Here is a 25460-nt window from a genome sequence, read left to right as displayed (position 1 = left end):
ACCCAGAACCGCGAGGCAGGCGAGGCCCGGGCGGCCCGCACCGACCGGATCCCGGTCGGGATCGTCGGCGCCGGCACGATGGGCACCGCCGTCGCCCAGGTCTTCGCCGCGGCCGGGCACCCCGTGGTGGTGGTCGACCGGCAGCGGGCCGCCCTCGACGCCGGCCCCGGCCGGCTGCGGGACGGCCTGCGCGCCGCGCGGCTGCTCGGCCGCCGCCCGGCCCCCGGTGGGGCTCGTGCCGAGACCCCCGGCGAGGCCCGCCCCTCGGCGGCGGAGACCGTCGAACTGGTCGACTGGACGGACGAGTTCGGGCGGCTGGCGGCGGCCGGCTTCGTGGTGGAGTGCGCCTCCGAGCGGCTGGCCGTCAAGGAGCAGGTGCTCCGGGAGCTCGACCGGGTCTGCGCCCCCGCCGCGGTGTTCGCCTCCTGCACCTCGGCGATCCCGGTCGAGCGGCTCGCCTCCTACACCGACCGGGCCGACCGGGTGCTCGCCACGCACTTCATGAACCCCGCGTACCTCAAGGAGGCGGTCGAGGTGGTGCGCGGCCCGGCCACCACCGCCCGGACGCTGGAGACCACCCTCGCCCTGCTCGCCGGGGTCGGCCGCCGCGCCCACGTCGTCCGCGACTCGCCGGGCTTCGTCTCCAACCGGGTGCTGATGCCGATGGTCAACGACGCGGCCGCCCGGGTGCAGGAGGGCGTGGCCGACGCGGAGACCGTCGACCTGATCTTCCAGGAGTGCTTCGGCCACGCCATGGGCCCGCTGCGCACGGCGGACCTGATCGGGCTCGACACCATCGTGGACACCCTCGACGTCCTGCTGGAGACCACCGGCGACGAACGGTTCCGGCCCTGCGACCTGCTGCTCGACCTGGTGCGGCGCGGACACTTCGGCCGCAAGACCGGGCTGGGCTTCCACGCCTACGGGACCCGCCCGTGACCGCCGGCCGTCCGGCCATCGACGTGCTCGACCTGATCCGGGAACGGGTCCGCGCGCTGCCCGACCGGACCGCCGTGGTGGTCGGCGAGCAGAGTCTGACGTATCGTCAACTCGATGTCGAAACCAAGGCGTTGGCCGATCGGCTGGCCGCTGCCGGGGCCGCCCCCGGCCGGCTCGTCCTGATCCACCGCCGCCAGGGCGTGCGCACCGTCGTCGGCATGCTGGCCGCGCTGCGGCTGGGCGCCGCCTGGTGCGTCCTGGAACCCGATCGCCCCGCCGCGATGGTGCGCGCCCTGCTGCGCGACAGCGGCTGCGCCGTCCTGGTGTACGACGACGGCGACCCGGCCACCCCGCCCGCCGCCGTGCGGGAGCTGACGGCCGGCTGCGGGCAGCCCGTCACGGCGGTGGCCGAGAGCGGACCGGCCCCTGCTCCGGCGGTGGCCGCCGGCCGGTCGGACGCCGTGGTGCCCCCGACCGCACCGGCCTACGCCGTCACCACCTCCGGGACCACCGGGGAGCCCAAGGCCGTCCTGGTCTCCCGCGGCGCGCTCGCCCACCTGGTCGCCTCCCGCGCCGAGGACCCCGCCGCGACCACCTTCACCGCCTCCCGGCTCTCCTGGGACGCGCCGCTGCTGATGCTGTTCCACACGCTCTGCGGCGGCGGCACGGCGGTGCTGCCCGACGAACGGGCCCTGCCCGACCCGGAGGCCGCCGCCGCGCTGATCCGCCGCCACCGGGTCGAGGTGGCGGTCGGCCCGCCCTCGTTCCACCTGCTGGTGCTGCCCCACCTGGCCGGCGCCGACGCCCACCTGCGGCAGTGGATCGTCGGCGGGGAGGCGCTGTCGGCAGCGCAGGCCGAGCGGCACCGGGCCGTCCTGCCCGGCACCCGGCTGGTCAACGAGTACGGCGCCACCGAGACCACCGTCACCGTGCTCGCCCAGCCGGTCACGCCCGCGCCGCTCGACCCCGTCCCGATCGGGCGGTCCACCCCGGGCAACCGGATCCACCTGCTGGACGAGCGGCTCGCCCCGGTCGGCCCCGGGCGGACCGGCGAGCTGTACGTGGCCGGGCCGCAGGTCGCCGAGGGCTACGCCGGGCGCCCGGCCGACACTGCGCTGCGCTTCCTCCCCGACCCCTTCGCCACCACCCCCGGCGCCCGGATGTACCGCACCGGGGACCTCGCCTCCGCCGACCCCACCGGGGCGCTGGTGTTCCGCGGCCGGGCCGACGGGCAGCTCAAGGTGCGCGGCGTCCGGGTCGAACGCGAGGCCGTCGAAGCGGCGCTGGAGCGCCACCCCGCCGTCCGGCAGGCCGCCGTCCTCGCCGTGACCGGCCCCGACGGCGCCACCGCGCTGGCCGCGTGCTGGCTCCCCGCCGACCCCGCCGCCCCCGTGCCGGACACCGCCGAACTGCTGGCGCACTGCACCGCCCTGCTCGGCGGCCAGGCCCGGCCGGAGCGCTTCGTCCGGGTGGCCGGCTTCCCGCTCGCGCCGTCCGGCAAGACCGACCTCCAGGCGCTGCGCGCCCTGCTCGCCGAAGACCCCGAAGACCCCGGCGAGCCCGGCGGGCCGGACGGTCTCTGCGGCCGCGACGAGCCCGGCGGACGCGACGAGCCCGCCGGGGCGGACGGCGCCCCGCAGCTCGTGACGCGCTACTGGACCGAGGTCCTCGGGCACGGCGACTTCGGACCGGACGACGACTTCTTCGCCGTCGGCGGCAACTCGCACCGGATCGTCGAACTCCACCTGCGCCTCGAAGGCCGCTGGCCCGGCGCCGTCCGCGTCGGCCGGCTCTTCGACCTGCGCACCGTCGCCGAGCAGGCCGCGGCCGTCGCCCCGGAGGCCGCCACCCCGGAGGCGGCCACCCGGGATCCCGCCACCCCGGAGGCCGCCACCCGGGAGCCCGTCGCCCCGGCGGCCGGACCGCCCACGGGCGGCGCCCGGCCCGACGCCGCGTACGAAGTCTGACGAACGGGAGAGAGCAGCAGTGACCAGGACCCCAGCGACGGCCCCCGCCGACACCGACATCGCCGTCGTCGGCATCGGCGCCCGCTTCCCCGACGCCGACGACCTGGCGGCCTTCCGGGCCAACCTCGCCGCCGGCCGGGACTCCGTCGGGGGCATGCCCGCCGCCCGGGCCGCCGCCACCGGGCTCGACCCGGACGCGGGCTACCTGCCGATGGGCCACCTCGCCGACGTCCACACCTTCGACCACGCCTTCTTCGGCCTCTCCCGGCGCGAGGCCGCCCTGATGGACCCCCAGCAGCGGATCGCGCTGGTCCTCGCCCACCAGGCCGTCGAGGACGCCGGCCACGCCGCGAGCGCCCTGCGCGGACGCCAGGTCGCCGTGGTGCTCAGCGCCGCCGCCTCCGGCTACCTCGGCGCCGCCACCGAGCCCGGCCCGCTCAGCGCCCTCGGCAACGTGCCCTTCGCGCTGCCCGCCCGGATCGCTCACGTGCTCGGCTTCGAAGGCCCCTGCTACGCCGTCGACACCGGCTGCAACGGCTCGCTCGTCGCCGTCCACCAGGCCTGCCGCGAACTGCGCGACGGCGAGGCCGAGTACGCGCTCGCCGGCGGATTCAGCCTGCGCTCCGGCGGCCTGCCCGCCCGGCAGACCGAGGGCATGACCGAACTCGTCTCCCCGAGCGGCCGCTGCCGGGCCTTCGACGCCGACGCCGACGGCACCGCCAGCGGCGAGGGCGGCGCCGTCCTGCTGCTCACCACCCTCGGCCGGGCCCGCGCCGACGGCACGCCCGTCCACGCCGTCATCCGCGGCAGCGCCGTCCGGCACAACGGCCGGGCGGCCGCCACCATCAGCACCCCGAGCGCACCCGCGCACGCGGCGGTGATCGGCGCGGCCTGGCGCGCCGCCGGGCTCGACCCCGCCCTGGCCGGCTACCTGGAGGCGCACGGCTCCGGCACCCGGCTCGGCGACGCCGTCGAACTGGAGGGCCTGGCCCAGGTGTTCGGGCCGCGCGGGTTCGGGGCGCGGGGCCGGCGGCTGCCGATCGGCTCGGTGAAGACCAACGTCGGCCACCTCGACCACGCGGCCGGGATCGCCGGCCTGGTCAAGGCCGTCCTCGCGGTCGGCCACGGCGAGCTGTACCCGTCCCTGCACTTCCGCCGGCCCGTCGACGAGGCCGCCCTCGAACCCGTCGAGGTGGTCACCGCGCTGCGCCGCTGGGAGGGCGAGGAGCGGATCGCCGGCGTCAGCTCGTACAGCCTCGGCGGCATCAACGCCCACTGCGTGGTCCAGCGGCCGCCTGTGCCCCCGCGCGCCGACCGGTCGGGCGCGCCCCGGCTCGTCGGCGTCTCCGCGCGCAGCCGCACCGCGCTCGCCCGGCTCTGCGCCGACCTCGGCGCCGCGCTGACCGGCCCGGCCGCCCGCGACACCGACCTCGACGACGTCGCCCTCACCCTCAACTCCGGGCGCACCCACTACGGGCACCGGGCGGCGGTGTGGGCCCGCGACACCGCCGAACTCGGCCGGGCCCTGCTCGAACGGGCGGCCCGGCTCGACGCCTCGGCACCGGCCGGCGGCGCCCCGCGCGGCGGCCGGACCAGGCCGCCCGCCGTCTGCCTGCTGCTCTCCCCGGACGCCGTGCCCGACGCCCCCGGCCCGGCGGAGCTGCCCGACGCGCTGCCCGCCACCGGCCCGGCGGCCCGGCTGCTCGCGGGCCAACTCGCCCTCCACCGCGAGCTGTCGCGCTGCGGCGTGCCCGTCGGGACCGTGCTGAGCAGCGGCGTCTCCCGGTACGCCGCCCGGTACCTGCTCGGCACTCTCACCGCCGAGGACACCCGCGAACTCGCCACCGCCACCGGCGCCGAGGCCGCGCCGCCCGACCGGGACCGGCTCGTCGCGGCGGCCGAACGGCTCGCCGCCGCCGGACCGGTGGTGTTCCTCGACCCCGGCCCCGGCGGCGTCCTCGGCCGGCTGCTCGCCGAGCGGTTCGGCCCGGAGGGGCAGGACGGCGCCCGGCTGGTCACGGCCGCCGGTGACGGCGGCGGAGGCTTTGCCGCGCTGCTCGGCCGGCTGTACGAATGCGGCCTGGACCTGGACTGGACGGCGCTCGGCCCCGAACCCGGCACCGCCCGCCGGCTGCACCTGCCCGGACACCCGCTGGCCGCCACCCCGTGCTGGATCCGGCCCGCACCGGCGGCCCCCGCCCTGCCCGTCGCATCCGTGGCGCCCGTCGTGTCCGTCGCGCCCGCCGCGTCCGCCGTCGAGCGCACCGGGACCGGCCCCGCCGAGGACCCCGAACGCTGGCTCGCCGAAGTCCTGGGAGAACTCCTGCACAGCGAGCAGCCGCCCGGTCCGGAGGCCGACTACTTCGAACTCGGCGGCAACTCGATCATCGCCCTCCAGCTCGCCGACCGGATCCAGACCCGCTTCGGCTTCCGCCCCCGGCTGCTCGACGTCTACGAACACCCCGCCGTCGGCGCGTTCGCCGACCTCATCCGCCGCCGGGCCGGCGCCCCCGCGGCCCCCGCCCTGCCGCCGATCACCCCGCGCGACACACCCCCGGTCACCTCCTTCGGCCAGGACCGGATCTGGTTCCACCACCAGCTCGACCCCGACACCACGCTGTACAACCTCCCGATGGTCAGCCTGATCAGCGGCCCGCTCGACGTCGACGCCGTCCGCGGCATGTGGCACGACCTGATGCTGCGCCACGAGGTGCTGCGCTCCAACTTCGCCGAGGAGGACGACGAGCCGGTGCTGCGCATCCGCCCGGAGCCCGGCGACTTCTTCACCCTCCGGGACGTCTCCGCGGATCCGGACCCGCTCGCCGCCGCCCGCGAACTCGTCCGGCAGGCCGCCGAGCACCGCTTCGACCTCGCCCACGACCCCCTGGTGCGGGTGCTCGTGGTCCGCACGGCCCCCGAGCAGCACGTGCTCCAGGTGACCATGCACCACGCCGTCAACGACGGCGCCTCACCGCGGATCTTCGAACGCGAGCTGCCCGAGCTGTACGCCGCCCGCCGCGAGGGCCGCCCGCACCGGCTCGCGCCGCTGCCCGTCCAGTTCGCCGACTACGCGGCCTGGCAGCGCGAACTGGTGGCCGGCTCGGCTCTGGACGGCGAACTCGCCTACTGGTGCGAGACCCTGCGGGACGCGCCGGTGCTGCGGCTGCCCACCGACCACCCGCGCCCGGCCCGCAAGGACCACGCCGGCGACCTCGCGGTGTTCACCGTGGACGCCGCCCTGATGCGGGAGCTGCGGCGGCTCGCGGCCGACCGCTCCGTCACCCTCTTCGTGGTCCTGCTCGCCGGTCTCTACCTGCTGCTGGCCCGCCGCAGCGAGCAGGACGACCTGGTCGTCGGCATCCCGACCACCGGGCGCAACCGGCCCGAACTCGAAGGCCTGATCGGCTTCTTCAACAGCACCGTGGCGCTGCGCGCCGACCTGTCCGGCGCCCCGTCGGTGACCGCCTTCCTGCACCGGGTGCGCGCCGTGGTGCTGGAGTCCCTGGAGCACCAGGAGATCCCCTTCGACCGGGTCGTCCAGGCGCTGACGGACGAGCGCGATCCGGGCCGGAGCCCGCTGTTCGACGTGTTCTACGTGCACCAGGAGCTGCCGCCGATCCAGCAGATCGAGGGCACCTCGACCGGGTACTTCGACATCGGCCACAGCGCCGGCAACCTGTTCGGCGGCCTGCCGGCGGGCACCGCCAAGTTCGACCTCACCCTGATCACCTCCGACCGGGTCGGCGACGACGCCATGACCGCCTGCCTGGAGTTCAGCACCCAGCTGTTCACGGGGGCGACGGCGGCCGCGTTCGTCGAGGAGTACACGGCGCTGCTCCGTGAACTCGCCGCAGCCGACGGCGAGTTGCCGATCTCCCGGCTGTGGGCCGGGGCGCCGGCGGCCGTCTCCTCTGATGCGGCGCTGCCGGCCGCCCCCGCCGGCCCGCCCGGGCCCGTCCGGCTCGACGTCCCCACCGACCGCCCCCGCCCGGGCCGCCCCGACTACACCGAGCGCAGCGTCACCGTCCCGGTCGACGAGTCGCTGCGCAACGCGATCGCCCGGTTCGGCCCGCACCCCGACCGGGTGCTGCGGGCCGGCTGGCTGGTGCTGCTCTCGTGGATCGCCGGCCAGGACGAGGTGGCGGTCGGCCTGCCCGGCGGCGCCCTGCTGCGGGCCGACCTCGCCGACGAGCCCGCCTTCACCGACCTGCTCGGGCGCACCACCCCCGACGGGACGGCCGGCCCCGGAGCCGAGCTCCCGGTCCGCTCCCGGGGCGACGGCGGAGGCCACGGCGTCGGTCACGGCGCCGCCCCGCGCGGGGCCGAACTCGACCTGGGGTGGCGGGCGGAGAGCGGCGCCGCCCCCACGGCGCTGACCGTGCACTACGCCCCCGAACTCTTCGACCCGCCGACCGCGACCGGCTTCGCCACCGGCCTGCGCGAGCTGCTGCGCGGCCTGCTCGCCGAGCCCGACCGCCCGGTCCACGACGTGGCGGCCGACTACGCCGACTACGCGGACCAGGCCGACGGTGCGGACCACGCCGACCACGCCGACCACGGCGACGCGCCCGAGACCGTGACCCCGCACCCCGACGACGACACCGTGAGGGCCCTGTGAGCAGCTCCACCGCCACCCCGCTCGACGCCGCCCGGCGTGCCGTCCTGCGGGACACCCCGCTCCTTCCCGCCGACTGCGTGGCGCGCCTGGTCCGCTTCGAGGGCCCGGTCGGGCTGGACCGGCTGCGCCGCGCCGTGGCTCGGGCCCTGGCCGAACGCCCGGACCTGCACACCGGCTACCGCGCCGCCGCCGGGGGCGGCCCCGGCCTGCTCCGCCCGGCCGACCCGGCCCAGCCGCCCGCCGTCGCGGTGATCGACCTCGACCCGGAGGAACTGGACGGCTGGCTCGCCGCCGAGCTCGTCCGCCCGCTCGACCTGCTCGGCGGGCCGCTGCTGCGCCACGTGCTGATCCGCCGATCCGACGGCGGGCTCAGCTGGTTCCAGCGCCACCACCGGCTGGTCGACGACGACGCCGGGCTGGCCGCGCTCGTCCGCCGGGCCGGCGAGCTGTACGCCGAGGACGCCGCGGATGCCGAGACGGCCCCGGCCCCCGCCCTGGTACCTGCCCCCGCCCCGGACCCGGACGCCGACCGGCCCGCCGACCGGGCGTACTGGCGGGAGGTCCTGGGGGCGGCCGGCCCCGAGCCCGCCGCCGCCCGCCCGGCCGGAGCCGTCACGCCGCCGGCCGAACTGCCCTGGCTGCCGGTGGCCGACCCGGCCGCACTGGCCCGGGCCGCCCGGGCCGGCGGTGCGGGCCCCGCCGCGGTGCTGCTCGCCGCCGCCGCCGTCCACGCGCACCGGCTGACCGGCGCCCGGGAGCTGCTGCTCGGACACTGGCGCCCGGCGCCCGGCCCGGGCGGCCGCGGCCTGGTCGTCCCGGTGCGCCTGGCCCCGGCCCCCGGGCTCAGCTTCACCGCCGTCCTCCGGCAGGCCGGCCGCGCCCTGCGCGCGGCCCGGCGCCACGGCCACCGGCCGGACCTCGACCTGCCCTGGGGCCCGTCCTCCGGGTACGGCCTGGTCACCGGGATCGCCGACAGCGCCGAGCGGGTGGCGTACGGCCCCGGGACGGTCGCCGTCCTGGCCCGCGCCTGGGGCGAGCCGCTGCCCGGCCTGTTCCTGCGCGCCGACCCCACCCCCGGCCCGGCGGACCGGGACGGGGCGTGGCGGGTCGCCGCCGGCGGCCACGGCGCCGACCCGGCGGCCCACCGCCGGCTGGTCCGGCTGCTGGCGCGGCTGGCGGCCCGGCCCGACGAGCCGATCCACTCCTTCGACCTCGCCGACGGGGACGAGCTCGCCCTGCTGCGGAAGGCCAACGCCACCGAACACGCGGTGCCCGAGACCACCGTGCCCGCCGCGTTCGCCGCCCAGCTGGCGCGGACCCCGTCCGCCGTCGCGGTGCGCGGCGGGGGAGAGGTGCTGGACTACGCCGAACTGGACGGGCGCTCCGAGCGGATCGCCCGGCTGCTCGCCGGTCTCGGCGTCGGCCGCGAGGACGTCGTCGCGGTGCTGCTGCCCCGCACCCCCGCCCTGGTCGCGGCCGTGCTGGGCGTGCTGAAGGTCGGCGCCGCCTACCTCCCGGTCGACCCGGGCCACCCGCGCGGCCGGGTGGAGTTCGTGCTCGCGGACGCCCGCCCCCGGGTGGTCCTGACCACGGCGCAGCTGGCCGCCGCCGTGCTGCCGGAGCCGGCCACCGACGGCCCGTCCGTCGTGCTGCTGGACGCGCCCGCCGCTGACGAGCCCGCCGCCCCCGCGCCCGCCGAGGCGAGGCCCACCCGCCCGCTGCCCGGCAACGCGGCGTACGTCATCCACACCTCCGGCTCCACCGGGACGCCGAAGGGCGTGGTGGTCACCCACCGGGCCGTGGCCAACCTCGCCGCCTGGGCGGCGGCCGAGCTCGGCCCCGAGGCGCTCTCCCGGGTGCTCGGCTCCACCTCGCTCTCCTTCGACCTGTCGGTCTTCGAGCTCCTGGTGCCGCTGTTCGTCGGCGGCAGCGTCGACCTGGTGGACAACCTGCTCACGCTGCTGGAACGCCCGGACTGGTCCGGCAGCCTGGTCAACACCGTCCCGTCCGTGTACCAGCAGGTCGCCCGCGCCGAGTGGGTGCGCGAGCGGGCGACGACCTACGTGTTCTGCGGCGAGCCGCTGCCCGCCGCGCTGGTCCGCCAGGTGCACGCCCGCAACCCGGACGCCCGGGTGCTCAACCTCTACGGCCCCACCGAGGCCATCGTGTACGCCACGGCCGGGGCGTGCCCGCCCGGCGCGGACGGTGAGCCGTCGATCGGCGTGCCGATCGGCAACGTGCGCGCCCACGTCCTCGACCCGGCCCTGCGGCCCGCGCCGGTCGGCGTCACCGGCGAGCTCTACCTGGCCGGGGACTACCTGGCCCGGGGCTACGCCCACCGGCCCGGTGCCACCGCCGAGCGCTTCCTGCCCGACCCGTTCGGCCCGCCCGGCGCCCGGATGTACCGCACCGGGGACCTCGCCCGCTGGACCGCCGCCGGCGAGCTGGAGTACGCCGGCCGCACCGACCACCAGGTGAAGATCCGCGGCCACCGGATCGAACTCGGCGAGATCGAGGCCCGGTTGACGGAGCTGGACGGCGTCCGGCGGGCCGTGGTGGTCGCCACCGACGACGGCGAGGGCGACCGCCGCACGACGGCCTTCCTGGTCGCCGCCGAGGGCCGCCCGGCCGATCCGGAGGCCGTCCGGGCGGCGCTGCGCGAGGTGCTGCCCGCACCCGTCGTCCCGGCCGCCCTGGTCTTCCTCGACGACCTCCCGACCAACGCCAACGGCAAGACCGACCGCGGCGCACTCGCCGCCCTGGCCGCCGGAACCGTGGACGGGGCGTCGCCCGAGCCCTCCGCCGCCCCGGCCGCCGGCCCCGTCGAGGTGCTGCGCGAGCTCTTCGCCGGCGTCCTCGGCCTGCCCGAAGTCGGCCCGGACGACAGCTTCTTCGCCCTCGGCGGCGACAGCATCCGCTCCATCAAGCTGCTCCGCCGGGCCCGCCGGGCCGGGCTGGCGCTCGCCCCGGAGGACGTGTTCGCGCACCCGACCCCGGCCGGACTCGCGGCCGTCGCCACCGCGCTCGACCCCGCCGACCAGGGCGCCGGCCGGCCCGCCGACGGCGAACTGCTCCCGCTGGACGCCGCCGAGCGCGCCTGGTTGCAGGCCCGGTTCCCGGGCCACCGGGACGTGCTGCCGCTGACACCGCTCCAGGAGCGGCTGCTCTTCCCCACCCAGCACAGCCAGGGCGGCGGCGGGGCCTACGTGATGCGGCTGTGGATGCTCTTCGACGGGCGGCTCGACCCGGCGGCGCTGCGCCGCGCCGTCGAGGCGCTCTGCCGCCGCCACCCGAACCTGGCGGCCGGGTTCGTCCGCCTCCCCGACGGCCGCCCGGTGCAGGTCGTCCCGGACCGCCTGCCGCCGTTCACGGAGCTGGACCTCAGCGGCCTCACGGAGGCCGAACAGGAGGCGGAGACCGAGCGGTTGGCCGCCGAGGCCAGGACCACCCGGTTCGACCCGGCCGACCCGCCGCTGATCCGCTTCACCCTGCTGCGGCTCGGCCCCGGAGAAGGCGTGGGCGCGCAGCGGTACCGGCTGGAGGTGGTCGCCCACCACACCCTGATCGACGGCTGGTCCAACCAGCTCCTCCTGCCGGAGCTGTTCGCCCTGTACCGCGACCCGGCCGGACTGCCCGAGCCGGTGCCGCTGCGCGCCCACCTGGCCTGGCTGGCCGGCCGGGACCACGAGGCCGCCCGCCGGGCGTGGCGCGAGGCCCTGGCCGCGCCGATCGAACCCACCCTGGTGACGCCGCCCGGGCTGCCGCCCGCCGCCGGGTGGCCGGGCCGCCGCTACCGGCCCCTGGGCGAGGAGCGCACCGAACGGCTCGGCGCCCTCGCCGCCGGGCTGGGCATCACGCTCAACACCGTGCTCCAGGCCACCTGGGCGCTGCTGCTGGCCGAGCGGACCGGCCGCCCCGACACCGTGTTCGGGATCATCGTCAACGGCCGCTCGCCGGAGCTGCCGGGCTCCGAGTCCGTCATGGGCTTCCTGATCAACACCCTGCCGCTGCGGATCACCCTGCGGCCGGAGGAGTCGCTGGCCGGGCTGCTGACCCGGGTCCAGCGCGAGCAGGTCCGGATGATCGCCCACCAGCACCTGGGAATCCCCGCCATCCAGCGGGCGACCGGCCTCGGCGAACTCTTCGACACCGTCATGGTGTACGAGAACTTCCCGCAGTCCGGCGACCAGGGCGACGCGCTCCCGGGGGTGCGGATCACCGGCTCGGGCAGCGAGACGGCCGCGCACTACCCGCTGTCGCTGATGGCCATCCCGAGGGACGGCGGACTGGAACTCGACATCCTGCACCGGGAGGACGCCGTCGACGCCGAGGCCGCCGACGCCCTGCTGGCCCGGCTGCTGGGGCTGCTCGACACGCTCGTCGCCGAGCCGGACACCACCGTCGGCGCCCTCGGCCTGCTCGACTCCTGGCCCACGACCGCCGGGCCCGCCCGCACCCCGCTCCCTGCCGCCGACGCCACCGCCACCGCCGCCGCCGCCGCCGTCCCCGCGCCGCCCGCCGACGGCCTGGAGCCCATGCTGGCCACCCTGCTGCCGCTGCGCTCGACCGGCACCGGCGCGCCGCTGTTCTGCGTGCACCCGGCCGCCGGGATCGGCTGGACGTACGCGGCGTTGCTGGGGCCGCTCGGCGACCGGCCGCTCTACGTCCTGCAGTCCCGCGGCCTCGACGGCCGGGGGCCGCTGCCGGCCAGCGTGGAGGAGGTGGCCGAGGACTGCGTGCGGGAGATCCGTGCCGTCCAGCCCGACGGGCCCTACCACCTGCTCGGCTGGTCGTTCGGCGGCCTGGTCGCCTACGCCGTGGCCGCCCGGCTGCAGGAGCAGGGGGCGGAGGTGGGCCTGCTCGCGATGCTCGACAGCTACGTGCTCGCCGACCTGCCCGCCCGCTCGGAGGCCGAGGTGCTCGCCGAGCAGGGCCACGTCCGCAACGCCCTGCTGCGGCTGACCGGGGTCGACCGCCCCGCCGACGCGCCCGCGCCGACCGCCGAGGAGTTCCTCGTCCTCGCCAAGGACTCCGACTCGCCGCTCTCCGTCTTCTCCGAACACCACCTGACCGCGCTCGCCGAGGTCTACGACAACAACGTCCGGCTCGGCCGGGCCTTCCGCCCCGGCGGGTACCGCGGCGACCTGCTCCTCATCGAGGCCGTTCCGGAGACCAGCGGGCCCGTCCAGGACCCGGAGAGCTGGCTGCCCCACCTCGACGGCGGCCGGCTGCTGCGGCACCGGACCGACCACGGCCACCAGGACCTCGGCGGCCCGGCCGCCCTCCTCGACCTCGCCCCGGCGCTGCTCGACCGGCTCGGCGACCCGTCCGGGCCGCACGGGTCACAGAGTCCGCACGAGCCGCACCAGTCGGAAAGGAGCTGACCGGATGTCCGCCACGCCCGCCACGCCCGCCACGCCCGGCCGACGACGGCCGCTCACGGCCCCGCAGTCGGGAATCTGGTTCGGCCACGAGGCCGACCCCACCCGGCGGCGGTTCACCGCCGGCCAGTACGTCCAGTTCCACGGCGCGATCGACGAGGAGCTGTTCGAACGCGCGTTGCGGGGCGTGGTGGCCGGCAGCGAGAGCCTGCGGGTGCGCTTCGAGCCGACCGCCGACGGCGCCGTCCAGATCATCGAGGACGCCGCCGACTGGCCGCTGCACCGGCAGGACCTGCGCCACCACGAGGACCCGGCCGCCGCCGCCCGCGCGTTCCTCGCCGCCGAACTCGCCCACCCCTACGACCTGACCGACCGCCCGCCCTTCGACCACTTCCTGCTGCGGACCGGCGAGGCGGAGTACCTCTGGTACCTCCGGATGCACCACATCCTGTGCGACGGGGTGGGCGGGGCCGGGCTGATGCGCCGGGTGGCGGCCGAGTACACGGCGCTGCACGCGGGCGAGCCGCCCTCCACCGGCGTGCACGACCCGCTCCAGGCCCTGCTGGACGACGACGCCGTCTACCGCGCCTCCGCCCGGTTCCGCACCGACGCCGCTTTCTGGGCCGAGGAGTTGGCCGGCCTCGGCGACCCGCCCCGCCTCGCGGGCGGGCGCGGCGCCCCGACCGGCTCGGGCCCGCGCCCGCCGGTCGCCGTCCGGACGGAGCTGTCCGCCGAACGCTGGGCCGCTGTCCGCGAGCGCGTCGGCGCGGGCTGGACGGCGCTGTTCCCGGCCGCGCTCGCCGTCGCGCTGCACGCCGACACCGGCGAGGGCACGGCGGTGATCGGCCTCGGCGTCCGCGGACGGGACGCCGCGCTGGCCCGGCGGGCCCTCGGCATGACGGCGAACGTCGTGCCGCTGCGGCTCGCCGTCGACCCGGCCGCCACCGTCGGCGGCCTGGTGACGGCCACGGCGGACCGGGTCCGGGCCGCGCTGCGCCGCCAGCGGTACCGCTTCGAGGACCTGCTCCGCGACACCGCCGCCGCCCGGGGCGACCGGCCGCTGATCGGCCCCACCCTGAACCTGCTGCCGCTCGACCCGGGCCTGCGGTTCGGCGGGATCCCGGCCACCGTGCACGAGGTCTCGCCGGGCCTGCCCGAGGACTTCGCGCTCGGCGTCTACGACAACGGCCGCGCCACCCTGCCGGTGTTCGCCGACGCGGTCGGCGACTACCCCGAGGACACCGTCCGGGCCCACCTGGACCGGGTGCTCGACCTCGTGACGGCGCTGGCCGAGGCGCCCGAGGGGCTCCCGGTCGGCCGGCTGCGCACCGGCGGCGGAGCCGTCGCCCTGCCCGCGCCCGCGCCCGGGTCGGCGCGGACCGAGCCGGACGGCGACACCCTGGTCTCGCTGTTCGAACGGCAGGCCGCCGCCCGCCCGCAGGCACCCGCCGTGGTGCTGGGGGAGACCGTCCTCACCTACCGCGAACTCGACCTGCGCGCCGACCGGTTGGCCCGCCGGCTCGCCGCCCGGGGCGTGCGCCGCGGCGACCTGGTGGGCGTCGCCCTGCCCCGCTCGCCGGACCTGGTGGTCGCGCTGCTCGGCGTCCAGAAGGCCGGCGCCGGCTACCTGCCGCTGGATCCGGACTACCCGGTCGAGCGGCTGCGCGCGACCATCGAGGACGCCGCGCCCCGGCTCGTGGTGACGGACGACTCCGCCCGGGCGGCGCTGCCCGACGGCGTCGAGACCCTGCCCGTCGACGGCGCGGACGAGCCCGCCGACCGGACGCAGCCGCAGCGCCCCGGCCCGGACGGCGTCGCCTACGTCATCCACACCTCCGGCTCCACCGGCCGCCCCAAGGGCGTCCTGGTCACCCACCGCAACGTCACCCGGCTGCTCGCCACCACCGCCGACCGGTTCGGCTTCGGACCGGACGACACCTGGACCCTGTTCCACTCCTACGCCTTCGACTTCTCGGTCTGGGAGCTGTGGGGCGCCCTGCTGCACGGCGGCCGCCTGGTCGTCGTCCCCCGGGACACCGCCCGCTCGCCCGAGGAGTTCCTGCGCCTGCTCGCCGACGAGCGCGTCACGGTGCTCAACCAGACCCCCTCGGCGTTCACCCAGCTGGCCGCTGCCGACGCCGCCCACCCCGGCCCGAGCGCCCGGCTCGCCCTGCGCCACGTCATCTTCGGCGGTGAGCAGCTCGAACCCTGGCGGCTCGCGGACTGGTACCTGCGGCACCCGCAGGACGCGCCCCGGCTCGTCAACATGTACGGCATCACCGAGACCACCGTGCACGTCACGGCCGGCGACCTCGACGCCGCCGCCGTGGCCTCGGGCGCCGCCACCATCGGCCGGCCGCTGCCCGACCTGCGGGCGTACCTGCTGGACGCCGCCCTGCGGCCGGTGCCCGACGGCCTGCCCGGCGAGCTGTACGTGGCCGGCCCCGGCCTCGCCCGCGGCTACCTCGGCCGCCCCGCGCTGACGGCCGGCCGCTTCACCGCCGACCCGTACGGTCCGCCCGGCAGCCGGATGTACCGCAGCGGGGACCGCGCCCGCCGCCGCCCCGACGGCGAACTCGAACACCTCGGCCGCACCGACCGGCAGGTGAAGATCCGCGGCTACCGCATCGAGCCGGGGGAGATCGAGGCCGCGCTCGCCGCACTGCCCGGCATCTCCGGCGCCGCCGTCCTCGCCACCGAACGGGAGCCCGGGCGCAAGGCGCTGACCGCCTACCTGCTCGGCACCGAGGAGGCCGTCCGCGCGGCCGCCGACCACGCCCACGCGTCGCTCCCGGACCACCTGGTGCCCGCGGCCTTCGTCGCCGTCGAGGCCTTCCCGCTGACCGCCAACGGCAAGCTCGACGAGCACCGGCTGCGGGCCCGGGAGGCCAGGGCGGCGGACGGCCGGGGCCGGGCGCCCAGCGGCGAGCACGAGACCCGGCTGCACCGGCTGTTCGGCGAACTCCTCGGGGCCGAGGGCTTCGGCGCGGACGAGAGCTTCTTCGCCCTCGGCGGCGACTCCCTCTCGGCCAACCGGCTGGTGGTCCGCGCCCGGGCCGAGCTGCCCGCCGAGCTGTCGGCCGAACTGACCATCCGGGACGTCTTCGCGGCCCCCACCGTGGCCGGCCTGGCCGCCCGGATCGGTGCCCGTGGCGCCGCCGGCCAGGGCGAGGCGGCGGCCGGCCGGGCGCGCCCGCAGCGCCCGCAGGCCGGCCCCCGGCCGGAGCGCATCCCGCTCTCCTACGCCCAGCGCGGCCTGTGGTTCCTGCACCGGCTCGGCGAGCAGGCGTCGACCTACCACGTCCCGCTCGCCGCCCGGCTGACCGGGCCGCTCGACCTGGCCGCGCTACGGGCCGCCGCGGCCGACGTCCAGCAGCGGCACGAGAGCCTGCGCACCGTGTTCCCGGCCACCGACGGGCAGCCGTACCAGCGGATCCTCGACGACCCGCCCCTCCCGCTGACCGTCCGGCACCCCGACCCCGCCGACCTGGACGCGGCGGTGCACGAGGAGGTCCACCGGCCCTTCGACCTCGAACACGGCCTGCCCTGGCGGCTGGTGGTGTTCACCGCCGGGCCCGGCACCCACCTGCTGCTGATCGTCCTGCACCACATCACCGCCGACGAACAGTCGCTGGGCCCGCTGACCCGCGACCTCGCCGCCGGCTACGCCGCCTGGGCCCGCGGCCAGGCCCCCGAGTGGCCCCGACTGCCGCTCCAGTACGCCGACTTCACGCTCTGGCAGCGCCGGGAGCTCGGCCCGGCCGGCGAGCCCGACAGCCCGCTGGCCACCGAACTGGCGCACTGGCGCGAGACCCTGCACGCCGCGCCGGGGCGCACCGCGCTGCCGGTGGACCACGAGCCACCGCCCGGCACGGCCCTGCGCGGGGCCGCCGCCGAGTTCCGGTGGGACACCGAACTGGTCGCCGCAGCAGCCGAATTGGCGGCCGGCCGGGGAGCCACCCTGTTCATGGTGCTGCACGCGGCCGTCGCCTGCCTGCTCGCCCGCTCCGGAGCGGGCACCGACCTCGTCCTCGGCACGGTCACCGCCGGCCGCGCCGACCCCGCCCTGGACGACCTGGTCGGCTACTTCGCCCAGCCGCTCGCCCTGCGCACCGACCTCTCGGGCCGTCCGGGCTTCGCGGAGCTCGTCGACCGCGTCCGGCACACCGACCTCACCGCCTTCGCCCACGACCAGGCGCCCTTCGACCGGGTCGTGGACGCCCTCGCACCCGACCGGAAACTCGGCCGCCACCCGCTGTTCCAGGTGATGATCACCCTGCACGGCGGGCGCCGGCCCGCGCTCACCCTGCCCGGCCTGTCCGGCGCACCGCACCGATTCGAGCGGGTGATGGCCAAGTTCCCGCTGCTCTTCGAGTTCACCGAACAGCCGGACGGCACGGTGCGCGGCGTCCTGGAGTACAGCACCGGCCACTTCCGCCCCGAGACCGCCGAGCGCCTGGCGCAGGGCCTCGGCCGCCTGCTGGCGGCGGCTCTGGCCGACCCGGCGGCACCCGTCGACACCCTCGACTCCCTCGACCTGCCCGGCACCTCCAGCCCGGCCGCCCGCCCGCTCCCGGCCCCCGCCGCCGCCCGCCCGCAGCCCGTCACCGGCCCGGAGGGCGGCTCGCCCGCCGAGGAGCAGCTGCGGACCTTGTTCGGCAGCGTCCTCGGCCGGGCGCGGCCCGGGCCGTCGGAGGGGTTCTTCCGGCTCGGCGGGGACAGCATCCTGGCGATCCAACTGGCCACCCGGGCCCGGTCGGCGGGAGTGCTGATCACGCCGAAGGACGTGTTCACCCACCAGACCCCGCGCGCCCTCGCCGCCGCCGCGGCCGTCGTCCCGGACGCCGGCCGCGCCCCGGCCGCCCGCCCGGCGGCGCCCGCGCCCCCGGGCGGGGTGCTGCCGCCCACCCCGATCGCGGACTGGCTGGCGGCCCGCGGCGGACCGATCCACGGCTACGCCCAGTCCCTGCTGTGCGAGGTGCCGCCCGGCGCCACCGAACACACCCTGCGCACCGCCCTCCAGCAGCTCGTCGACCACCACGACGCGCTGCGGACCCGCCTGACCGGGGCCCCGGGCGAGCCGCTCGCCTTCGAGATCCGTCCCGCCGGGACCGTCCCGGCGGCCCCGCTGCTGCACCGGATCGACCTCGCCCGCGAGGGACTCGCCACCGCCCCCGGCCGCGACCCGGCGCCCGCCCTGCTGCAACTCGTCGCGGAACAGCGGCACGACGCCCGCCGCCGCCTCGACCCCTACCGGGGCGACCTGCTGCGGGCGGTCTGGTTCGACGGCGACCAGGGCGGCCTGCTGCTGATGGTGATCCACCACCTCGCCGTCGACGGCGTCTCCTGGCGGATCCTGCTCGACGACCTCGCCCGGGCCCACCGGGCCGCCGCCGACGGCCACCCGGCCGACCTCGCCACCGTCCCCGTCACGGCCGCCGACTGGGCCCGTGCGCTGCGGGCCGCCGAGGCCGACCCGGCGGTCGCCGCCGACCGTGACCACTGGCACGGCCTGCTGACCGCCGGCACCGGGACCATCGGCACCCGCCCGCTGGACCGCACCCGGGACACCGTGGCCGGAGCCGCGACCCTGCGCACCACCCTGGGCGGCGGCCCGACCGCCGCCCTGCTGACCGACCTGCCCGACCGACTCGGCGCCGCCGTACCGGAGATCCTCCTCGGCGCCCTCGCCGCCGCCCTGCACGGCTGGCGCGCCCGCAACGCCGACGGCCCGCTCCTGGTGGACGTCGAGGGCCACGGCCGCGACCCGGAACTCGCCGCCCTCGACGGCCTGGACCTCTCCCGGACGCTGGGCTGGTTCACGGTCATCCACCCCGTCCTGCTGGACACCGGCCCGGCCGCGCCCGACACCGGAGGAGCGGCCCCCGCCGACGACCTGGCCCGCACTGACGACCCGGCCCGCGTAGACGACCTGGCCCGCGCCGTCGCGGCCGCCCGGCAGCGCCTGCGCGCCACCCCCCACCGGGGCCTGACGTACGGGCTGCTCCAGCGGTCCGGCACGCTGCCCGACCGCCCGGCCCCGATCGCCTTCAACTACCTGGGCCGCTTCGACACCACCCGCCGCGGCCCCTGGCAGCCCGTCCCCGGCACCCTGCGCGGCGAGGCCGACCCCACCCTGCCGCTCGCCCACACCCTCTCGGTCGACGCCTTCGTGGAGACCGGCCCGGACGGCCCGCGGCTGCGGGTCGAATGGGCCTGGCCGGCCGGCGTGCTGGCCGCCGACGCGGTGGCCGAACTCGCCGCCCGCTGGGAGCAGGCCCTCACCACCCTGTCGTCCGCCGGCCCGCCCCGGGCCGAGGGGCCCGCAGCCGACGCCCAGCCCGAGGAGCCCACCGAAGCCTCCGCCGAGGAGCCCGCCGAGGCCTCCGCCGCGCCCGCCGCGCCCGCCGCCGTCCTGCTGCCCGCCACACCGCTCCAGGCCGGCCTGCTGTTCCACTCCCGCTACGCCGCCCACGACGGCCGCCGCGACCCGTACCTCGTGCAGCTCGTCCTCGACCTCACCGGCGCGATCGACCCGGAGCGGCTCCAGGACGCCGCCCGGCGGCTGCTGGCGCGCCATCCGCAGCTCGCCGGGGCCTTCACCAGCGGCGAGTCCGGCCCGCCGCAGCAGGTCGTGCCGGTCGAGGTGACGCTGCCCTGGCGCACCGTGGACCTCACCGGGCGGGCGGAGCGGGAGCAGTCCGCCGCCGCCCGGCGGCTCGTGGAGGAGGACCGCAGGCCGTTCGCGGTCGACACGCCGCCGCTGATCCGCTTCACCCTGCTGCGGCTGGCCGCCGACCGGTGGCGGCTCGTCTTCACCCACCACCACCTGCTGCTGGACGGCTGGTCGGTGCCGATCGTGCTGCGCGAGCTGCTCGCGCTGCACCAGGGCGTCGACCTGCCCCCGGCGCCGTCCTACCGCCGCTACCTCGACTGGCTGGCCGGGCGCGACGACGCGGCCGCGCGCGGCGCCTGGCGCGCCGCCCTCGCCGGGGCCGAGCCCACCCGGGTCGGCCGGCCCGCGCCGGCCGGCGGCGAGGGCGCCGACGACGGCCCGTCGACGAGCGTCTTCACCCTGCCCGCCGGGCTCACCGCCGGGCTGCGGGCGCGCGCCGCACAGTGGGAGGTGACCCTCGGCTCCCTGGTGGCGACGGCGTGGGCGCTGGTGCTCTCCCACCTCACCGGCCGCGACGACGTCCTGTTCGGCACCACCGTCGCCCAGCGCCCGGCCGAACTGCCGGAGGCGGAGCGGCTCGTGGGCCTGCTGATCAACACCGTCCCGGTCCGGGCCCGGCTGCACCCGGGCGAGCCGCTGCGCGAGCTCGCCGCCCGGCTCCAGCGGGAGCGCACCGCGTTGCTGGACCACGAGCACCTGGGGCTCACCGCGGTGGAGGAGGCCGCCGGCGCCGGGCGGCTCTTCGACAGTTCGCTGGTGTTCGAGAACTACCCGCTGGACGAGGCCGGGTTCGTCGAGCCCGCGCCGGGCCTGCGGATCGGAGCCGTCGAACCGTTCGACGGCACCCACTACCCGCTCTCGCTGGTGGTGCTGCCGCGCCAGGGCGGCCTGGACGTGCGGCTCCAGCTGCGCCCCGCCGAACTGGACCGGTACCTCGACGCGGACCGGCTGCGCACCTTGCTGACGGCCGCCTGCGCCGCCCTGGCCGGTCCGGGCGCGGACGCGCTGACCACCGGCCGGGTCGACCTGCTGCCGCCCGTCCAGCGGGCGGGGCTGCGGGCCTGGGGCACCGGCCCGGCGGTCGACGCCGAACCGGTGTCGATCGGCGCGCGGTTCGAGCGGCTGGCGGCCGACCACCCGGACCGGATCGCCCTGCGACACGTCGACGGCGCCGGTACCGCCACCACCACGTACGCCACCGCGACGAACGCCACGACCACGTACGGCGCGCTGAACGCCGACGCCAACCGGCTGGCCCACCACCTGGCGGCCCTCGGGGTGCGGCCCGGCACCCGGGTCGCCGTGCGGCTGCCGCGCAGCCCGGAGGTGCCGGTGGCGATGCTGGCGCTGGCCAAGCTCGGCGCCGTCTGCGTCCCGCTGCACCCGGGGTTCCCGGCCGAGCGGCTGCGCGCGCTCGCCGCCGAGGCGGGCACCGAACTGCTGCTGGACGCCGAGCTGTTGGCGGCGGCCCGGCGGGCGGGCGGGAGTACGGACGACCCCGGCGTGGAGGTGCGGCCCGGGCAGGTCGCCCAGCTGCTGTACACCTCGGGCTCGACCGGCCGCCCCAAGGGCGTGGCGGTCACCCACCGCAACATCCTCGCCCTGGCCGACGACCCGCTGTGGCACGGCCCCGACCACGACCGGGTGCTGTTCCACTCGCCGCACGCCTGGGACGCCATGGTGTACGAGCTGCTGATGCCGCTGCTGACCGGCCGCCAGGTGGTGGTGGCCCCGCCGGGGGAGCTGACCCCGGCGGACTACGCCCGGGCCGTTGAGCGCGGCGGCGCCACCGCGGCCTGGCTGACGGCGGGCCTGTTCGACCTGCTGACCGAGCAGATCCCGGCGGCCCTGGCCCGGTTGCGCCTGATCTGCACCGGCGGCGACGTCGTGCCCCCGGCGGCGCTCGCCCGGGCCCGGCGGGCCGCGCCCGGCCAGCGGCTGCTGGACCTGTACGGGCCGGTGGAGAGCACGACCTTCGCCCTGGGCCACGAAGTCCCGGCGGGCCCGGTCCGCGAGGGCGGGGCCGTCCCGATCGGCCGCCCGCTCGCGGGGACGAGGGTGCTGCTGCTGGACGCCGCGCTGCGCCCGGTGCCGCCGGGCGTCCCCGGCGAGATCCACCTGGGCGGCGAGGGCCTGGCCGCGGGCTACCACGGCGCCCCGGCCCGGACGGCCGAGCGGTTCGTCGCCGACCCGTACGGCCCGCCGGGCGGCCGGCTGTACCGCACCGGGGACCTGGGCCGGTGGGACACCGAGGGCCGGCTGCACTTCCTGGGGCGCGCGGACCGGCAGGTGAAGATCAACGGGTTCCGGATCGAGCCGGGCGAGATCGAGGCCGCGCTGTGCGCCGAACCGGAGGTCACCGCCGCCCGGGTGGTGCCGCACGGGGCGGGCCCGGCGGGCCGCTCGCTGGTCGGGTACGTGGTCGCCGACCGGCCGGTGGCCGCCGGCGAACTGCGCCGCCGGCTCGCCGGGCGGCTGCCGCGCCACCTGGTGCCCGCCGTGCTCGTCCCGGTCGACGCGCTGCCGCTGGACGCCAACGGCAAGGTCGACACGACCGCCCTGGGCCCGCCGCAGCGGTCGGCCCCGGGGCCGACCCGCTCGCCCCGCCGGGAGGTGCTGGCGGCGCTGTTCGCGGAGGTGCTGCGGGTGCCGGCGGTCGCGCCGGAGGACGACTTCTTCGCGCTCGGCGGCAACTCGATCGCCGCGATGCGGCTGGCCGGGCGGATCCGGTCCACCCTGGGGGTCGACGTGCCGCTCGGTGAGCTGTTCGACGCGCCCACGGTGGCCGGGCTGGACCATCGGCTCGACCGCGCCGCCCGTACCGACGGTGCCGACGGCAGCGCCCCGGCGTTCGGCGACCGGACGGCCCGGCCCGACCGGCTGCCGCTCGCCCCCGCCCAACTGCGCCTGTGGACGGCCAACTACCTGGGCGAGCACCGCCCGGACTACCTCACCACCCTGGCCCTCGACCTCACCGGCGGGCTCGACCCCGCCGCGCTGCGGGCCGCCCTCGGCGACCTGGTGGCCCGGCACGAGGCCCTGCGGACCGTCCTGCCGTACGGCCCGGACGGCCCGGAGCAGCGCATCCTCGCGCCCGCCGACGACCCGCCCGCCGACGACCCGCCCGCCGACGCCGACCTCGCCGAGGCCGTCCTCGCCGCCGTCCCGTCCGCCGCGCCCCGCCTCCTCGACGTCCCACCGGAGCGGCTGGACGCCTGGATCGCCGCCGAACTCGACCGCGGCTTCGACCTGTTGACCGAACCGCCGCTGCGCACCGCCCTGCTGCGCAGCGGCCCCGACCGGCACACCCTGCTGCTGGTGCTGCACCACGCGACGGTGGACGGGCACGCGCTCGAACCGCTGCTGGCCGACCTGCGGCTCGCCTACCGGGCCCGGGCGGCCGGCGGGGCGCCGCGCTGGCCGGCGCCCGCCGTCCAGTACGCCGACCACGCCCTGTGGTTGCGGCGGCGGCTCGGCGACGAGGGGCGCCCGGAGAGCCCGGCCGCCCGGCAGGCCGCCTACTGGAAGGGCGCGTTGGCAGCCTTGCCGCCGTGGCGGGGCCTGCCGGACGCCACCGGCGCCCCGGGCGTCGGGCCGGGTGCGGCCGGCACCGTCCGCTTCGCCCTGGACCCGGGGGACCACCGCCGGCTGGCGGCCGCCGCCCGGGCCTGCTCGGCCGGCACCGGCATGGTGGTGCAGGCGGCGTTCGCCGCCGCGCTGGGCGACCTCGGCGCGGGGCACGACCTGCCGATCGGGGTGCCGCTGGCCGGCCGGGACGACGAGGTGCTGGACGGCGTGGTCGGCTGCCTGGTCAACACCGTGGTGCTGCGGGTCGACACCTCCGGCGCCCCGACGGCCCGCACCCTGGTCGGGCGGGTCCGGGAGCGGCTGCTGGCCGCCCACGCCCATCAGGACCTGCCGTTCGACCGGGTGGTGGAACTGGTCAACCCGGCCCGGCAGGCGGGCCGCCAGCCGCTGTTCGGGGTGGCGGTCTCCCATCTGGTGCGGGCCGAGCCGGCCGACGGCGGGCGGTGGGCCGACGCCGTGGCGGTCGCCGAGCGGCCCGTCCCGGTGGCCCGCACCGCCGTGGACCTGCTGCTCCAACTGGTGGAGCGGCGGACGGCGGACGGCGCACCCGGCGGGCTGGAGTGCGCCCTGGTACACGCGCTGGACGGCTGCGACGAGCCGACCGCCCGGCGGGTGGTGGCCGCCTTCCGACGGCGGGTCACCGAGTTCTGTGACGAGCTGAACAACGAGCTGAACGGCGAGTTGAACGACGAGCTGAACGACGAGGTCGACGGCGGGTTCAACGACGAGCCGGCCGACGAGTTGAACGACCTTGCCCAAGTGCACGACCACAACCACGAAGTGAGGGTCCGATGAGCAGCACCAACCCCTTCGACGACGAGCAGGGCGCGTTCCTGGTCCTGGCGAACGAGGAGAACCAGCACGCGCTCTGGCCCGCCTTCGTCGACGTGCCCGCCGGTTGGCGCAGCGTGTTCGGCGAGGAATCCCGGCAGGCCTGCCTGGACTACGTCGAGAAGAACTGGACCGACCTGCGTCCGCGCAGCCTGGCCGAGGCGATGGACGCCCGCGTCGACTGAGCGCGATCGGCCGGTCCATCAGGGCTGTTCCACCCTGGCTTAAGGATCTTCCGTCCCCCGCAAGCGAACTGACAGCATGTCAGGGACGGGCGCGGGGCCGGCCCGCAGGAACGAGTGCGGCGCGCCTGGGTTTCCCCCACGCCCGGCCGCGCCGCCGGCGAGCCGGCCCCGGAGCCCCGCAGGCACCCGATTGCCGCCCGTCCGGACCGCAGCGCCACCGCCCGTTGTCCGAAGCCCTCACGAGGAGTCACCGATGAACGCTGTCACCCCGCGCCCCGCCGAGCGCACGGCCCGGCCCCGGCACTACCTGATGTGCCGCCCCAGCCACTTCGAGGTCACCTACGCGATCAACCCGTGGATGGACCCGGCGAAGCCGGTCGACACCGGGCTCGCCGTGGCGCAGTGGGAGCGGCTGTACGCGCTCTACCAGGAGCTCGGCCACCGGGTCGACCTGATCGACCCGATCCCGGGCCTGCCCGACATGGTCTACGCCGCCAACGGCGCCACCGTGGTGGACGGCAAGGTGCTCGGCGCCCGCTTCCGCAACGCCGAACGGGCCGCCGAGGGCCCCGCCTACCTGGAGTGGTTCCGCGCCAACGGCTACCCCGAGCTGCACGACCCGGAGCACGTCAACGAGGGCGAGGGCGACTTCCTGGTCACCGCCGAGTACGTGCTCGCCGGGCGGGGCTTCCGCAGCACGCCGGCCGGCCACGCCGAGGCCCAGGAGTTCTTCGGGCGCCCGGTGATCGGCCTGGAGCTGATCGACCCGCGCTACTACCACCTGGACACCGCGCTGGCCGTGCTGGACGGCGACGAGATCATGTACAACCCGGAGGCCTTCTCCGCGGGCAGCCGCGAGGTGCTGGGCCGGCTGTTCCCGGACGCGGTGCTGGCCGATGCCGGCGACGCCGCCGTGTTCGGCCTCAACGCGGTCAGCGACGGCCGGCACGTGTTCCTGCCGGAGGCGGCCACCGGCCTCGCCGACAAGCTGCGGGAGCGCGGCTTCGAGCCGATCGGTGTCGACCTGTCCGAGCTGCTCAAGGGCGGCGGCAGCGTCAAGTGCTGCACGCTGGAGCTGCGCCACCGCGCCTGACCGCTGCCCGTCCGCCTGTCCGCGGTCGGCCCCTTCGCCCGCCCCTGTGACGCCGGGGCGGGCGAACGGGGCGGACTCGGGCCGTAGGACCCACCGCGCACCAACGCGACGGGCCGCGCGGGCCTCCCCCCGAGGAGGTCCGCGCGGCCCGTCGGCGTCGCGCCCCGGTGCCGCCGCCCGAC

7 protein-coding genes are annotated in these 25460 nt (G+C 77.7%); all 7 read left to right on the top strand.

The window, feature by feature from the left end:
* Positions 1-78: 78 nt before the first annotated feature.
* The 7 genes from ACFWPI_RS12575 (at position 79) to ddaH (ending at position 25278) form a co-directional block, all read left to right on the top strand.
* Positions 79-939, top strand: coding sequence for a 3-hydroxyacyl-CoA dehydrogenase family protein (locus ACFWPI_RS12575; protein ID WP_380373372.1), 861 nt, complete (start codon positions 79-81; stop codon positions 937-939).
* A complete protein-coding gene (locus ACFWPI_RS12570; protein WP_380373357.1) occupies positions 936-2906 on the top strand; it encodes a non-ribosomal peptide synthetase in 1971 nt (656 codons plus the stop codon). The genes ACFWPI_RS12575 and ACFWPI_RS12570 overlap by 4 nt, the downstream gene beginning before the upstream one ends.
* Before the next feature lie 19 nt (positions 2907-2925).
* Positions 2926-7524: a condensation domain-containing protein gene (locus ACFWPI_RS12565; RefSeq protein ID WP_380373360.1), complete on the top strand. Its 4599-nt coding sequence runs from the start codon at positions 2926-2928 to the stop codon at positions 7522-7524.
* Positions 7521-12908 carry an amino acid adenylation domain-containing protein gene (locus ACFWPI_RS12560; protein WP_380373363.1) on the top strand — a complete coding sequence of 1796 codons (5388 nt, stop codon included), beginning with the start codon at positions 7521-7523 and terminating at the stop codon, positions 12906-12908. The genes ACFWPI_RS12565 and ACFWPI_RS12560 overlap by 4 nt, the downstream gene beginning before the upstream one ends.
* 4 nt (positions 12909-12912) lie before the next feature.
* The gene (locus tag ACFWPI_RS12555) at positions 12913-23964 is read left to right on the top strand and encodes an amino acid adenylation domain-containing protein (RefSeq protein ID WP_380373366.1); all 11052 of its coding nucleotides are present in this window, start codon (positions 12913-12915) and stop codon (positions 23962-23964) included.
* Positions 23961-24185 (top strand): MbtH family protein, encoded by a 225-nt coding sequence (locus tag ACFWPI_RS12550; RefSeq protein ID WP_063349723.1) that lies wholly within the window; start codon positions 23961-23963, stop codon positions 24183-24185. Before ACFWPI_RS12555 ends, ACFWPI_RS12550 begins: the two co-directional genes overlap by 4 nt.
* A 253-nt stretch (positions 24186-24438) precedes the next feature.
* On the top strand, positions 24439-25278 hold the full coding sequence (gene ddaH, locus ACFWPI_RS12545; RefSeq protein ID WP_380338278.1) for a dimethylargininase: 840 nt from the start codon (positions 24439-24441) through the stop codon (positions 25276-25278).
* Positions 25279-25460 lie beyond the last annotated feature (182 nt).

The sequence above is a fragment of the Kitasatospora sp. NPDC058492 genome, assembly GCF_042720685.1.
Taxonomy (GTDB): domain Bacteria; phylum Actinomycetota; class Actinomycetes; order Streptomycetales; family Streptomycetaceae; genus Kitasatospora.
This window is presented reverse-complemented; position numbering and strand designations above follow the sequence as displayed.